13 protein-coding genes are annotated in these 12,712 nt (G+C 70.7%); 1 reads left to right on the top strand and 12 read right to left on the bottom strand.

Going from position 1 to position 12,712, the window contains the following annotated elements:
• Window positions 1-4: 4 nt before the first annotated feature.
• The 5 genes from paaE to paaA are packed head-to-tail and all read right to left on the bottom strand — an operon-like array spanning window position 5 to window position 3,807.
• Window positions 5-1,171, bottom strand: a complete 1,167-nt coding sequence (paaE, locus tag FVO59_RS10210) for a 1,2-phenylacetyl-CoA epoxidase subunit PaaE (RefSeq protein WP_430736289.1) — start codon at window positions 1,169-1,171, stop codon at window positions 5-7.
• Window positions 1,171-1,680 (bottom strand): 1,2-phenylacetyl-CoA epoxidase subunit PaaD, encoded by a 510-nt coding sequence (gene paaD, locus FVO59_RS10215; protein ID WP_182252540.1) that lies wholly within the window; start codon window positions 1,678-1,680, stop codon window positions 1,171-1,173. The genes paaE and paaD overlap by 1 nt, the downstream gene beginning before the upstream one ends.
• Window positions 1,681-1,685: 5 nt before the next feature.
• Window positions 1,686-2,525 carry a 1,2-phenylacetyl-CoA epoxidase subunit PaaC gene (paaC, locus tag FVO59_RS10220; RefSeq protein WP_182252541.1) on the bottom strand — a complete coding sequence of 280 codons (840 nt, stop codon included), beginning with the start codon at window positions 2,523-2,525 and terminating at the stop codon, window positions 1,686-1,688.
• Complete coding sequence (gene paaB / locus FVO59_RS10225; RefSeq protein WP_430736290.1) at window positions 2,522-2,833, bottom strand: 1,2-phenylacetyl-CoA epoxidase subunit PaaB; 312 nt, start codon at window positions 2,831-2,833, stop codon at window positions 2,522-2,524. Before paaB ends, paaC begins: the two co-directional genes overlap by 4 nt.
• Window positions 2,830-3,807 (bottom strand): 1,2-phenylacetyl-CoA epoxidase subunit PaaA, encoded by a 978-nt coding sequence (gene paaA / locus FVO59_RS10230; RefSeq protein ID WP_182252542.1) that lies wholly within the window; start codon window positions 3,805-3,807, stop codon window positions 2,830-2,832. Before paaA ends, paaB begins: the two co-directional genes overlap by 4 nt.
• 108 nt (window positions 3,808-3,915) lie before the next feature.
• On the opposite strand from paaA, the gene FVO59_RS10235 reads away from it, so the two are divergent.
• A complete protein-coding gene (locus FVO59_RS10235) occupies window positions 3,916-6,015 on the top strand; it encodes a RecQ family ATP-dependent DNA helicase (RefSeq protein ID WP_182252543.1) in 2,100 nt (699 codons plus the stop codon).
• A 174-nt stretch (window positions 6,016-6,189) separates the two neighbouring features.
• On the opposite strand, the gene paaI is transcribed toward FVO59_RS10235, so the two are convergent.
• The 7 genes from paaI to FVO59_RS16685 are packed head-to-tail and all read right to left on the bottom strand — an operon-like array spanning window position 6,190 to window position 12,383.
• Window positions 6,190-6,570, bottom strand: a complete 381-nt coding sequence (paaI, locus tag FVO59_RS10240; RefSeq protein ID WP_182256703.1) for a hydroxyphenylacetyl-CoA thioesterase PaaI — start codon at window positions 6,568-6,570, stop codon at window positions 6,190-6,192.
• A gap of 5 nt (window positions 6,571-6,575) precedes the next feature.
• A complete protein-coding gene (gene paaZ / locus FVO59_RS10245) occupies window positions 6,576-8,645 on the bottom strand; it encodes a phenylacetic acid degradation bifunctional protein PaaZ (protein ID WP_182252544.1) in 2,070 nt (689 codons plus the stop codon).
• Complete coding sequence (locus tag FVO59_RS10250; RefSeq protein WP_182252545.1) at window positions 8,642-9,496, bottom strand: 3-hydroxyacyl-CoA dehydrogenase family protein; 855 nt, start codon at window positions 9,494-9,496, stop codon at window positions 8,642-8,644. The genes paaZ and FVO59_RS10250 overlap by 4 nt, the downstream gene beginning before the upstream one ends.
• Window positions 9,493-10,305 carry an enoyl-CoA hydratase/isomerase family protein gene (locus FVO59_RS10255; RefSeq protein WP_182252546.1) on the bottom strand — a complete coding sequence of 271 codons (813 nt, stop codon included), beginning with the start codon at window positions 10,303-10,305 and terminating at the stop codon, window positions 9,493-9,495. Before FVO59_RS10255 ends, FVO59_RS10250 begins: the two co-directional genes overlap by 4 nt.
• Window positions 10,298-11,488: a thiolase family protein gene (locus FVO59_RS10260; protein ID WP_182252547.1), complete on the bottom strand. Its 1,191-nt coding sequence runs from the start codon at window positions 11,486-11,488 to the stop codon at window positions 10,298-10,300. The genes FVO59_RS10255 and FVO59_RS10260 overlap by 8 nt, the downstream gene beginning before the upstream one ends.
• Window positions 11,488-12,000, bottom strand: a complete 513-nt coding sequence (locus FVO59_RS16680; protein WP_346265661.1) for a 2-oxo acid dehydrogenase subunit E2 — start codon at window positions 11,998-12,000, stop codon at window positions 11,488-11,490. Before FVO59_RS16680 ends, FVO59_RS10260 begins: the two co-directional genes overlap by 1 nt.
• Window positions 11,982-12,383 carry an E3 binding domain-containing protein gene (locus FVO59_RS16685; protein WP_346265662.1) on the bottom strand — a complete coding sequence of 134 codons (402 nt, stop codon included), beginning with the start codon at window positions 12,381-12,383 and terminating at the stop codon, window positions 11,982-11,984. The genes FVO59_RS16680 and FVO59_RS16685 overlap by 19 nt, the downstream gene beginning before the upstream one ends.
• Window positions 12,384-12,712: the final 329 nt, after the last annotated feature.

Consider the following 12,712-nt stretch of genomic DNA (forward strand, 5'->3'; position numbering starts at 1 on the left):
TGGGTCAGACGTCGTAGTCGACGACGAGGCGGTCGCTGGTGGGGTGGGACTGGCAGGTGAGCACGTAGCCGCGTTCGATCTCGTCCGGCTCGAGCGCGTAGTTCTCGGTCATCGTCACGCTGCCCTCGAGCACGCGTGCGCGGCACGTGCCGCAGACGCCGCCCGAGCACGCGAACGGCGCGTCAGGTCGCACGCGGAGTGCCGCGTTCAGCACCGACTCGTGTGCGTCCACCGGACTCTCGACGGTCGATGAGACGCCGTCGAGGTTGATCTCGATGCGATACGCCTTCTCGCCCGCGTGCACCTCCACCCGCCGAGGGCCGCGCTCGGTCGGCGCCTCCCCGGTGGTGAACAGCTCGAAGCGCACATGCTCGCGCGGCACCCCCAGATCCGCGAGCACCTCGCGGCAGAGGTCGACCAGTGCGAAGGGTCCGCACAGGAACCACTCGTCGACGGTCGAGGGCAGGATGAGCGTGTCGAGGATGGTGCGCAGCCGCTGCTCGTCGATGCGGCCGGACAGCACCGGTGCGGTGCGCTGCTCGCGCGAGAGCACGTGGTGCAGCACCAGCCGCGTCGGGTATCTGTCCTTGAGGTCGGCGAGTTCTTCGAGGAACATCACGTCGCTGGTCGACTTGTTCGTGTACAGCAGCGTGAACCGGGTCGTCTCCGACGCGGCGAGCAGAGTGCGTGCGAGCGACATCATCGGCGTGATGCCCGAGCCCGCGGCGATGCCGACGACGTGGGTGCCCTCGAGCTCGTCGAGCCCGGACGTGAACGTGCCCTGCGGGCTCATCACCTCCATCTCGACACCAGGCACGAGGTTGTCGAGCGCCCAGGTGGAGAACCGGCCGCCCTGATCGCGCTTCACGGCGACGCTGACGCCCGTGAAGCCGTCGCGCACCGGGGCCAGCGGGCGACACAGCGAGTACGAGCGGCGCAGCTCGTCACCGTCCAGGTGCGCGCGGAGCGCGACGTACTGCCCGGGGAGGTACGCGTAGTCGTCGGCGAGCTCGGCCGGCACCCGGAAGGTCACCTCGATCGCATCGGCGGTGAGCCGGCGGACGTCGGAGACGGTCAGCGAGTGGAACCGGGCGCGGTGCCGATCGCCCTGCGGCGCGGAGGCGGTGCGGTCGTCATGGGCGGAGGCGCCGGGCATCCGGAACAGCGGCATCAGATCACCTTGAAATGGTCGAAGGGCTCGAGGCAGGCGCGGCACTCGAACAGCGCCTTGCATGATGTCGAGCCGAAGCGGGAGACCTCACGGGTGTCGAGCGACCCGCAGCGGGGGCACTTGGTCGCGAGCGTCAGCCGGATGGGCCCATCGCGGTGCGCCGCGCGGCCCGAGGGGGGAGCGATGCCGTACTCGACGAGCTTGCGCCTGCCCTCCTCGCTCATCCAGTCGGTCGTCCAGGCGGGGGAGAGCACGAGACGCACCTCGACGTCGGGGAAGCCCTCGGCTGTGAGCGCGAGCACGATGTCGTCCCTGATCGCGTCCATCGCCGGGCATCCCGAGTATGTGGGGGTGATGTCGACGGTGACGCGCTCGCCGTCGAGCCTGACGTCGCGCAGCACGCCGAGGTCGTCGATGGTCAGGACGGGGATCTCGGGGTCGGTGACGCGGGCGGCGATCTCCCGCGCGTACGCGGCCGTGAGCCGCTGGACCTGCCCTGATCCGGCCATGGCGGTCACCATGTCGCGCCGGGGTGCCGGCGGGCGAGCACCTGCATCTCTGCGAGCAGGTGGCCGAGCGGGGTCGCGTGGGAGCCGTGACGCCCGCCGGCGCGGGAGGGGGCGACGGCGGGCACGTCGAGCCGGGCTTCGGCGAACACCGTGCCGATGACCGCGTCGAAGCCGGGCCGCAGTGCCGAGGGGCGCGCGGCCACGCCCTCGAGGCGGTCGATCAGCGGCTCATCGCGGAACAGCTCGTCGACGTATGGCCACACATCGCCGAGCGCGCGGATCATCTTCTCGCGCGACAGCTCCGTGCCTCCGGCGAGCCGAAGCACCCACTGCACGGCGTGATCGCGGTGGTAGTCGACCTCTTTGAGCGACTTCGACGCGATCGCTGCGAACGTCTCATCGCCCGACGAGCGAAGCGCCGAGTACAGCTCGTACATGTACGTCGCGGCGATCAGCTGGCGTGCGATGGTCTGCGCGAAGTCCCCGTTGGGCTGCTGCACGATCCACGCGCAGCGGAAGTCGGGCTCGTCGCGGAAGTAGGCGAGGTCGTCCTCGGTGCGCTCGTCCCACGTGCCGGCGTAGCGCAGCAGCGACCGCGCGTGCCCGAGCAGGTCGAGGGCGATGTTGCCGAGTGCGACATCCTCCTCGAGCTCGGGAGCGCGCGAGATCCAGGCGCCCAGCTGCTGCGAGAGGATCAGGGCGTCGTCTCCGAGCCACAGCGCGTACTCGGCGACATCGGCCGACGTCGCGCGGCTCTCGCCGCCGGAGAGCTCGGATGCCAGCTTCAGCTCCTCGACGGAGACGTGGACGTCCTCGGCGCCGTCCTGAGCTTGACGAAGGGTCACAGGTGCGGCACCCCCTCGGACGCCGTGTAGTAGACGGCGTGCCTGTAGTTCTTGCCCGCTGAGGTCTCGAAGAAGGCATCCTTCGCATCCGGGTCGCTGGTGGTGATGGCCTCAGCGGGCACGACCCAGATCGAGACGCCCTCGCCGCGACGCGTATAGAGGTCGCGCGCGTTGCGGACGGCCATCTCGGCATCCGGAGCCACGAGCGAGCCGACGTGCACATGGCTGAGACCTCGGTTCGCGCGCACGAACACCTCCCAGAGCGGCCATTCCGTCTCGGCTGCGGAGTCGATCGCGGCCGACATCATGCCACCTCCGCCTTCAGCGCCTGCTTGCGGGCGTACTCGGCTGCGGCCTCGCGCACCCAGGCGCCCTCCTCGTGGGCGGTACCACGGCGCTCGAGCCGCTCGGCGTTGCAGGGGCCGTTGCCCCGCAGCACCTCGAAGAACTCGTCCCAGTCGATCTCGCCCATGTCGTACTGCTGAGTCTCGTCGTTCCACTTCAGATCGGGGTCGGGCAGGGTGATGCCGAGGATCTCTGCCTGCGGAACCAGCATTCCGACGAAGCGCTGACGCAGCTCGTCGTTCGAGAAGCGCTTGATCTTCCACTTCATCGACTGGGCCGAGTTGGGCGACTGGTCATCCGGAGGGCCGAACATCGCCAGGCTCGGCCAGTACCAGCGGTTCACCGCGTCCTGCGCCATCTCGCGCTGCTCGGCGGTGCCCTGCATCAGGGTCAGCAGGATCTCGAAGCCCTGCCGCTGATGGAACGACTCCTCCTTGCAGACGCGCACCATCGCGCGACCGTACGGACCGTAAGAGGCGCGGCACAGCGGCACCTGGTTGCAGATCGCGGCGCCGTCGACCAGCCAGCCGATCGCTCCCATGTCGGCCCAGGTGGGGGTCGGGTAGTTGAAGATGGACGAGTACTTCGCCTTGCCGTCGATGAGCTGGCGCATCATGGTCTCGCGGGTGATTCCGAGCGTCTGCGCGGCGGAGTAGAGGTAGAGCCCGTGGCCGGCCTCGTCCTGCACCTTCGCCATCAGGATCGCTTTGCGCTTGAGGCTCGGTGCACGCGTGATCCAGTTGCCCTCGGGCTGCATGCCGATGATCTCGGAATGCGCATGCTGAGAGATCTGACGGATCAGCGTCTTGCGGTATGCGTCGGGCATCCAGTCGCGCGGCTCGATGCGTTGCTCGTTCGCGACGAGCTCGTCGAAGCGGCGTTCGTCTTCGGAGAGCTCTTCCCGAACCAGGGAGAAGTCTGCGGGGCTGGGCATCATCGACTCCATCGTTTTACTGACCGTTCGTTAGGTAATTCTTGCACGGGAGGTGGCGACGGTTCAAGTGGCCATCGAGGCGGTGTCGGAGGAGTGAGGCAGAGTGGATGCATGACCTCCGACACGATCCACATCCACGATGCCGCGCTCGTCGCCCTGCGCGAGCTCGTGGGGCGACCGGATGCCGAGTTCCACGACGGGCAGTACGAGGCAGTCGAGGCACTGGTCGCCGAGCGTCGCCGGGCACTCGTCGTGCAGCGCACCGGATGGGGCAAGTCCGCGGTGTACTTCGTCGCGACCCTGCTGCTGCGCCGGCAGGGAGCAGGGCCGACCGTGCTCGTCTCGCCGCTGCTCGCGCTGATGCGCGACCAGATCGCGGCCGCCGAGCGCGCGGGCGTGCGGGCCGTCGCCATCAACTCGACCAACGCGCACGAGTGGGCGGACGTCATCGCGAAGCTCGATTGCGATGAGGTCGATGTGCTGCTCGTCTCGCCCGAGCGGCTCAACAACCCGGCCTTCCGCGAGAACCAGCTGCCGGCGCTCGTGCGGCGGATCGGGATGCTCGTGGTCGACGAGGCGCACTGCATCAGCGACTGGGGCCACGACTTCCGCCCCGACTACCGGCGACTGCGCGACCTCATCGCCGAGATGCCCACGGGTGTCCCCGTGCTGGCCACGACCGCGACCGCGAACAGTCGGGTCGTCGCAGATGTCGCCGAGCAGCTCGGCACAGGCGAAGGGGCGGTGCTCACCATCCGCGGGCCCCTGGCCCGGGCATCCCTCCGGCTCGGCGTGTTGCAGCTGCCAGGCTCGGCGCAGCGGCTGGCCTGGCTGCTCAGCCATCTGAACGATCTGCCGGGGTCGGGGATCATCTACGCGCTCACCGTGTCGGCCGCCGTCGACACGGCGCGGCTGCTGCGCGAGCACGGTCACGAGGTGCGCGCGTACACCGGTCAGACCGACGCCGAGGAGCGCGAGGAGTCGGAGGGGATGCTCAAGCGTAACGAGGTGAAAGCGCTCGTCGCGACAAGCGCGCTGGGCATGGGCTTCGACAAACCAGACCTGGGCTTCGTCGTGCACCTGGGCGCCCCGTCGTCACCGGTCGCCTACTACCAGCAGGTGGGTCGTGCCGGTCGCGCCACCGACAGTGCCGACGTGCTGCTGCTGCCAGGGCCCGAGGACCGCGACATCTGGCACTACTTCGCCACCGCGTCGATGCCCGATCGCGATCGGGCCGAGCGCGTGATCGCCGCCCTCGGAGACCAGCCGCTGTCGACGCCCGCGCTCGAGGCGATCGTGGACATCCGTCGCACGCCGCTCGAACTGCTGCTCAAGGTGCTCGACGTCGACGGGGCTGTGCGTCGCGTGCAGGGCGGCTGGGTCGCAACAGGGCAGCCATGGGTCTACGACGCCGAACGCTACGACCGCATCGCGGCCGAGCGCCGCGCCGAGCAGCAGCACATGCTCGACTACCAGCAGACTGATCGCTGCCGCATGGAGTTCCTGCAGCGCTCGCTCGACGATGCGACGGCTGCCCCGTGCGGGCGGTGCGACAACTGCGCCGGAGCCTGGTTCCCGACCGAGATCGGCTCGGATGCGGGAGCTGCGGCATCCGGCGCCCTCGACCGGGTCGGCGTGCCGATCGAGGCGCGCAGGCAGTGGCCGACCGGCGGTGATCGCGTCGGCGTGCCCGTGAAGGGAAGGATCGCGGCTGACGAGCAGGCGGGGGAGGGGCGTGCGCTGGCGCGCCTGACCGATCTGGGCTGGGGAGGGAAGCTGCGGCAGCTCTTCGCCGCAGGTGCACCGGATGCCGAGGTCTCACCGCAGGTGCTGGATGCGTGCGTGCGCGTGCTCGCCGGGTGGGGCTGGGCGAGGCGACCGGTCGCCGTCGTCGGGATGCCCTCGCGGTCGAGGCCGCAGCTGGTCGACTCGCTCGCCCGCGGCATCGCCGGCGTCGGGCGCCTGCCGTACATCGGGGCTCTCGCCTTCGCCAACGGCGGGCCGAGCGGTGAGCCGGGCGGCAACAGCGTGTTCCGCCTCGCCGGGCTCTGGGATCGCTTCACGGCTTCCGATCTCGCGGTACCGGATGGTCCGGTGCTGCTCGTCGATGACCAGGCCGACAGCCGCTGGACGCTGACCGTGGCTGCTCGCGAACTGCGCAGGGCCGGCGCGACCGAGGTGCTGCCGTTCGTGCTGGCGCTGCGGGGCTGAGCGACGCGTCCTATCAGTCACCCCGGAGATGCGCGTACCTGGCGCCGACAGATGTCGGCGTGATGCACGGATGTCGGTCGAATCCGGGCGTATGCGCCGACATCCGTGCACGCGACCGGCATCCGTGCGACCCTCAAGGGTTCTGCTGGCCGAGGAATCGCCCCTGCGGCGCGCTCAGGAGAGCATCCGGTTCGTCGTCACCGACCGACCCCGGAACTCCGCGACCACGTCGCCGCCATCGTCTGTCACCGTCACGTCGTAGAGCCCGGTGCGGCCGCTGACCACTCGCCGCACGGCGGTCGCCCGCAGCGTCTGACCCGAGGTCGTCGACTTCAGGAACGTGATGTCGGCGCCGGCGGCGACAGTGACGCGCTCGTCCTCGTTGCAGGCGATGGCGAAGGCGGTGTCGGCAAGCGAGAAGACCAGCCCGCCGTGCGTGATCGCGAAGCCGTTCAGCATGTCGTCGCGCACCAGCATCGAGACGACGGCGCGACCCGGCTCGTCGACCTCGACGGCCATGCCGAGCATCGCCGAGGCCGTGTCGCGGCGCATCATCTCCCTCACGCGGCTGCCTGCTCCTTCAGAACCAGCGTCAGCACGTCGTAGGTCGCGACGATCTCGTCGTCCTGATTGCGGATCACGGCGTCCCAGCGCACCTCGCCGTACTCGTCGGTCTCGCGCGGGGTGATCTGCTTGGCCGTCAGCTGCACCCGGATGCTGTCACCCGGCGAGACGGGAGTGATGAAGCGCAGGTTCTCGAGCCCGTAGTTCGCGAGGACAGGGCCCGGCTCCGGATCGACGAACAGTCCCGCCGCCCACGAGACCAGCAGGTAGCCGTGAGCCACGCGACCGGGGAAGAAGGGGTTCGCCGCCGCCGACTCCTCGTCCATGTGCGCGTAGAACGTGTCGCCGGTGAAGTGCGCGAACGTCTCGATGTCGTCGAGCGTCACCTCGCGGGTGGCCGAGGCCACCTGGTCGCCGATGCGCAGCTCGGCGAGCGACTTGCGGAACGGATGCCTGCCATCGGCGTTCGCCGATGCCCCTGCATGCCACACGCCGGTCAGAGCGGTGAGCATCTCGGGGGAGCCCTGCACGGCGGTGCGCTGCATGTGGTGCAGCACCGCTCGGATGCCGCCGAGCTCCTCACCACCGCCCGCTCGGCCCGGGCCGCCGTGCACGAGACCCGGAAGGGGAGAGCCGTGCCCGGTGGACGAGCGGGCGTCGTCGCGGTCGAGCAGCAGCATCCGTCCGTTGAACGGGGCGATGCGCGTCGCGAGCTCGACGGCCTGCGCGGGGTCATGAGTGGCGATGCTCGTCACGAGCGAGCCGCCGCCGCGGGCGACCAGCGCCGCAGCCTCTGCGGTCGTCGAGTACGTCAGCAGCGACGACACCGGGCCGAACGCCTCCACATCATGCACGGCCTCGGCGCTCGCGTCGTCGAAACGCAGCAGCAGCGGTGAGACGAAAGCGCCATCGGGGGCCGAGCCGGTAGATCCGTCGGCGAGGCGGACGTCGGGAGCATCGGTCGAGCCGACGACGACCCTGCCGCCGGCATCCTGCAGTCGCTGCACCTGGCGCAGCACCTCGTCGCGCTGCGCCGTCGAGGCCAGCGGACCCATGGTCACGCCCTCGGTGCGCGGGTCGCCGAGCACGGTCTTCTCGGCGATGCGCTGCCGAACGGCGGCGATCACGTCATCGGCTGCGCCTGCGGGCACGATCGCCCGGCGGATCGCCGTGCACTTCTGGCCCGCCTTCGTGGTCATCTCGGCGACGAGCTGTCGCACGTAGGCGTCGAACTCGGGGGTTCCCTGCACAGCATCCGTGCCGAGCACAGACGCGTTGATCGAGTCGGTCTCGGCGGTGAAGCGCACGCCGCCGGTCTGCGCGGCCGGATGCAGGCGCAGCCTTTCGGCGGTCGACGCGCTGCCCGTGAACCCGACGAGGTCGCCGAGGCGCAGATGGTCGAACAGGTCGGGCACGCTGCCGCTGACCAGCTGCAGCGAACCGTCGGGCAGCAGCCCCGACTCGACGAGGATGCGCACCATCGCCTCGGCGAGGTATCCGGTCGGGGTGGCGGGCTTCACGAGCGTCGGCATGCCGGCCAGGAACGCGGGCGCGAACTTCTCGAGCGAGCCCCACACCGGGAAGTTGAAGGCGTTGATCTGCACGGCGACGCCGGGCAGCGTCGTGTACACGTGCCGACCGAGGAAGCTGCCGTCCTTCGACAGCGGCTCGACGGGACCATCGACGTGCACGCGGCTGTTGGGCAGCTCGCGGCGTCCCTTGCCCGAGTACGAGAACAGCACGCCGATTCCGCCGTCGATGTCGACCCACGAGTCGGTCTTCGTGGCTCCGGTGCGCGCCGAGACCGCGTACAGCTCGTCTTTGCGCTCGGTGAGTGCGAGCGCGAACTGCTTGAGCAGCAGGGCGCGCTGGTGGAAGGTCAGTGCGGCGAGACCGGCGTGACCGTTGGTGCGCGCGTACTCGAGTGCGCCGGCGAGGTCGAGGCCATCGGTCGAGACCCGGGCGACGATCTCACCGGTCGACGCGTCGCGGACATCCGTCCCGCCGGCACCGGCAGACGGCGTCCACCACGAGCCCTGGACATAGCTCGGAAGAAAATCGGTCATCTCTCCTCGTTCCACATGTAGAAGCCCTCGCCGCTCTTGCGGCCGAGCTTTCCGGCATCCACCATCCGGCGCAGCAGGGCGGGCGGCTCGAAGCGCGGCCCGAGCTCGCGCGCGAGCTCCTCGGCGATGCCGAGGCGGACGTCGAGACCGACGACGTCGGTCGTGCGCAGCGGACCCATCGGATGCCGGTACCCCAGCTCCATGGCGGCGTCGATGTCGGCGGCATCGCCGACGCCCTCCTCGAGCATCCGGATCGCCTCGAGGCCCAGCAGCACGCCGAGCCGGCTCGACGCGAAGCCGGGGGAGTCGCGGACGACCACGGGCGTCTTGCGCAGGGTGGCGATCCACTCGCGACCGGCGTCGACGACCGCGCGCTCTGTGCGCTCGCCGACGACGAGCTCGACCAGCTTCGACGCGGGCACAGGGTTGAAGAAGTGCAGCCCCAGGAATCGCTCCGGGCGGGTGAGGGCGGCGGCGAGCTCGTCGATCGAGATCGACGAGGTGTTCGTGGCGAGAACCGCGTCGGCGGCGACGATCTGCTCGATGCGCGCCAGCGCCTCCGCCTTCATCGCACGGTCCTCCGGCACCGCCTCGATGACGAGACCGGCCGTCTCGAAGGCCGACGGATCGGCGCTGACGCGGAGCGCGTCGATCACATGCTCCGGCTCGGTCAGGTCACCGCGCTTCACCGAGTTCTCGATGCTCGTCAGCACGCGCTCGCGCGCTGCATCGGCCGCGGACTCGTCGCGCTCGACGAGGCGCACCCGCGCCCCCGCCAGCAGGAAGGCGTGCGCGATGCCGGCGCCCATGCGCCCGCCGCCCAGCACGCCGACGGTTCCGGGTACGCTCATCGACTCTCTCCTTCGGGCTTCTTCGATGGCTCGGGCTGCTTCGGTGCCTCGGTCTGCTTCGATGCGTCGGCGCGCTGCGCTCGGCGCTCGAGGAACGCGGTCATGCGCCGGTGCTTCTCATCGCTCTCGAACAGCTCGGCCTGCAGCTCGAGCTCGATCGCCGGGTGCTGGCCCGCCGGCGCGAGCAGGGCGCGCTTGGTGAGCTCGGTCGCTCGCGCGCCGTTCGTGCAGATGCGGTCGGCGAGGGCATGCGCGGCGCCGATCAGCTCGTCCGGTTCGTGCAGCGACGACAGCAGCCCCCAGGCGAGCGCCTCCTCGGCATCGAGGGTGCGACCGGTCAGCAGCAGCTCGCTCGCGCGCGCGTGACCGACGATCTCGGGCAGTCGCCAGGTCGCGCCGGCTGCGGCGATGATGCCGAGGCCCGTCTCGGGGTTGCCCATGCGCACCCGGGGCGTGCCGATCCGGATGTCGGCGGCGTAGGCGAGCTCTGCGCCGCCGCCCAGCGCGTATCCGTCGACGGCCGCGATCACCGGCATCGGCAGCTCGCGGATCCGGCGGAACACACTCGAGTTGATGCCTCGGCGGGCATCATCGGCGGTGCGATCGCGCAGCTGACGGATGTCGGCGCCCGAGGCGAAGACACCCTCCGCGCCGGTGATGATGAGCACGCGCGGACTGGTCTCGAGCTCGGCGCACACGGCATGCAGCTCGTCGACCATCGCCTGGTCGATCGCGTTGCGCACGGCCGGGCGGTCGAGCGTCACGAGGGTCCGGTCGTCGCGCGCCTCGATCCGAAGAGCCTCAGCCATCGACGCGCTCCACGATCATCGCGGTGCCCTGACCGACGCCGACGCACATCGTCGCGAGGCCGTACCGCACGTTCTCGCGCTCCATGCGACCGAGCAGGGTGACCAGCAGCCGCGAGCCGCTGGATCCGAGCGGATGCCCGAGGGCGATCGCTCCGCCGTCGGCGTTCACGATCTCGGGATCGAGCCCGAGGCGGCGCATGCAGGCGAGGGACTGCGACGCGAACGCCTCGTTGAGCTCGACCGCGCCGATGTCGGTGACGCTCAACCCCGCCTTGCGCAGCGCCTTCTCGGTGGCGGGGACGGGGCCGAGCCCCATGATCTCGGGGGCAAGCGCCGCGCTCGCCGCGACGACGATGCGCGCCCGGGGGCGCAGCCCGTGCCTGGCGACGGCGTCCGCGCCCGCGACGACGATCGCAGAGGCGCCGTCGTTGAGCGAGCTGGCGTTGCCCGCCGTGACGACCTCGCCGCCCGCCACGACGGGGCGCAGCGCGCTGAGCGCCTCGATCGAGGTCTCGCGTCGCGGCCCCTCGTCGGTGTCGACCACGCCGCGGCCCGTGTCGACTGCGACGATCTCGTGCGCGAGCCTGCCTGCGTCGATCGCGGCGACTGCGCGCTGGTGGCTGCGCAGGGCGAAGGCGTCGGCATCCGCCCGGCTGATGCCGTCGATCCGCGCGACCTCCTCCGCCGTCTCGGGCATCGAGAAGGTCGCCTTCTCCCGCGCGAGGAGGCGGGGGTTCGGGAACCGCCAGCCGATTGAGGTGTCGTAGGCATCGCCGGGCTTGCCCCATGCTCGGGCGGGCTTGGCCTGCACCCAGGGGGCGCGGGTCATCGACTCGACGCCGCCGGCGACCATCAGGTCGGCGTCGCCGGCCCTGACGGCCTGCGACGCCAGTGCGATCGCCGACATGCCGGATGCGCACAGGCGGTTGACCGTGAGTCCGGGGACGCTGTCGGGCAGTCCTGCGAGCAGCACGGCCATGCGGGCCACGTTGCGGTTGTCTTCGCCCGCCTGGTTCGCGGCTCCCAGGATGACCTCGTCGAGGGCATCCGCCGGGACTCCCGCGCGCGAGACCGCCTCGCCGACGACGAGAGCCGCGAGGTCATCCGGCCTGACAGCGGCAAGGGCGCCGCCGTAGCGTCCGACGGGCGTTCGCACGCCGCCGACGAGGAACGCATCGGTCATCAGATCCTCCCGAACGCGCGCAGCGGGTGCTCGAACAGCTCGACCACGCGGCGCAGGAAGCCGGCTGCGTACCCACCGTCGCACACACGGTGATCGAAGACGAGCGACAGCTGCGCGATGCGTCGTGCCACGATCTGCCCGTCGACGACCCACGGCCTCTCGATCATGCGGCCGATGCCGAGTATCGCGACCTCGGGGTGGTTGATGATCGCGGCCGAGCCATCGACGCCGAAGCCGCCGTAGTTGTTGAGCGTGAAGGTCGATCCCTGCAGGCGCTCCGCCGGCATCCGGCCGGCGCGGGCGGTCTCGGCGAGCTCGCGCAGCTGCGCGTCGAGTGCGTCGACGGTCAGCTCGTGCGCACGGGGGATCACGGGCACCATCAGGCCACGAGGGGTGTCGGCGGCCACTCCGAGATTCACCCCGTCGAACGTGACGATCTCTGAGCCGTCGTCGCTGAGGCGCGACGCCAGCAGGGGGAACTCCGCCAGCGCGATCAGGGTGAACCGTGCCACGAGCGCGGTGAGCGACGGAGCGCGCCCGCCCTCGGGGCCATGCCCGAACGCGCCTGCCACAGCTCGGTCGCATCGACGTCGACCCACACCGTCGCCTCGGGGATCTCGGCACGGCTGCGGCTCAGGGTGGCGCTGATCGCCTTGCGCATCGGCGAGAGGCGCTCGCGCGCGGCGACGGCGAGGCCGTCGACGATCTCGCCGGAGGCGCGGGATGCCTGCGGCCGCACTCCGGATGCCTGCGGCATGACGCCTTCGAGGGCGTTCGCGGCACGAAGCACATCGGCGCGGGTGATCGCACCGTCGGATCCTGTCGCCTGGATCTGACGCACGTCCACGCCCAGGTCGCGTGCCAGCCGGCGCACGATGGGCGAGCGCACCGCCACGGTGCGCTGCTGCGCGACGTCGACAGCACGCGACGTCGCCGAGGGCGCGGGCTGTTCGCGTGACGAAGCCGTGCGCTCGCCGAGGTCCCGTTCACTTGACGGGGCGGCAGGGGCTGCGGGGCCGGCGGGGCCGGCGGGGCGGCAGGGGCGGCAGGCGCTGCGGGAGCGGAGGTGGGGCGGGATGCGCGGGCACGCCGACGGCCCGATGAGGTGCGCTCCGTGGTGCCGTAGCCGATCAGGACGTTGCCCGATCCGGCGCGCTCCTCTGTGCGATAGGCCTCTTTCTCGGTCGTCTCGGCCCTCTTCGAGGCGACAGGGGCATCCGAGGT

This window comes from Microbacterium esteraromaticum (assembly GCF_014084045.1).
GTDB classification, from domain to species: domain Bacteria; phylum Actinomycetota; class Actinomycetes; order Actinomycetales; family Microbacteriaceae; genus Microbacterium; species Microbacterium esteraromaticum_D.

Coding starts and splice junctions, on each gene's coding strand:
- FVO59_RS10235 (WP_182252543.1), top strand. CDS start 3,916: ATGACCTCCGACACGATCCACATCCACGATGCCGCGCTCGTCGCCCTG.
- paaI (WP_182256703.1), bottom strand. CDS start 6,570: ATGATGCGCCGCGACACGGCCTCGGCGATGCTCGGCATGGCCGTCGAG.
- FVO59_RS10255 (WP_182252546.1), bottom strand. CDS start 10,305: ATGGCTGAGGCTCTTCGGATCGAGGCGCGCGACGACCGGACCCTCGTG.
- FVO59_RS10250 (WP_182252545.1), bottom strand. CDS start 9,496: ATGAGCGTACCCGGAACCGTCGGCGTGCTGGGCGGCGGGCGCATGGGC.
- paaD (WP_182252540.1), bottom strand. CDS start 1,680: ATGGCCGGATCAGGGCAGGTCCAGCGGCTCACGGCCGCGTACGCGCGG.
- FVO59_RS10260 (WP_182252547.1), bottom strand. CDS start 11,488: ATGACCGATGCGTTCCTCGTCGGCGGCGTGCGAACGCCCGTCGGACGC.
- paaZ (WP_182252544.1), bottom strand. CDS start 8,645: ATGACCGATTTTCTTCCGAGCTATGTCCAGGGCTCGTGGTGGACGCCG.
- paaB (WP_430736290.1), bottom strand. CDS start 2,833: ATGATGTCGGCCGCGATCGACTCCGCAGCCGAGACGGAATGGCCGCTC.
- paaA (WP_182252542.1), bottom strand. CDS start 3,807: ATGATGCCCAGCCCCGCAGACTTCTCCCTGGTTCGGGAAGAGCTCTCC.
- paaE (WP_430736289.1), bottom strand. CDS start 1,171: ATGCCGCTGTTCCGGATGCCCGGCGCCTCCGCCCATGACGACCGCACC.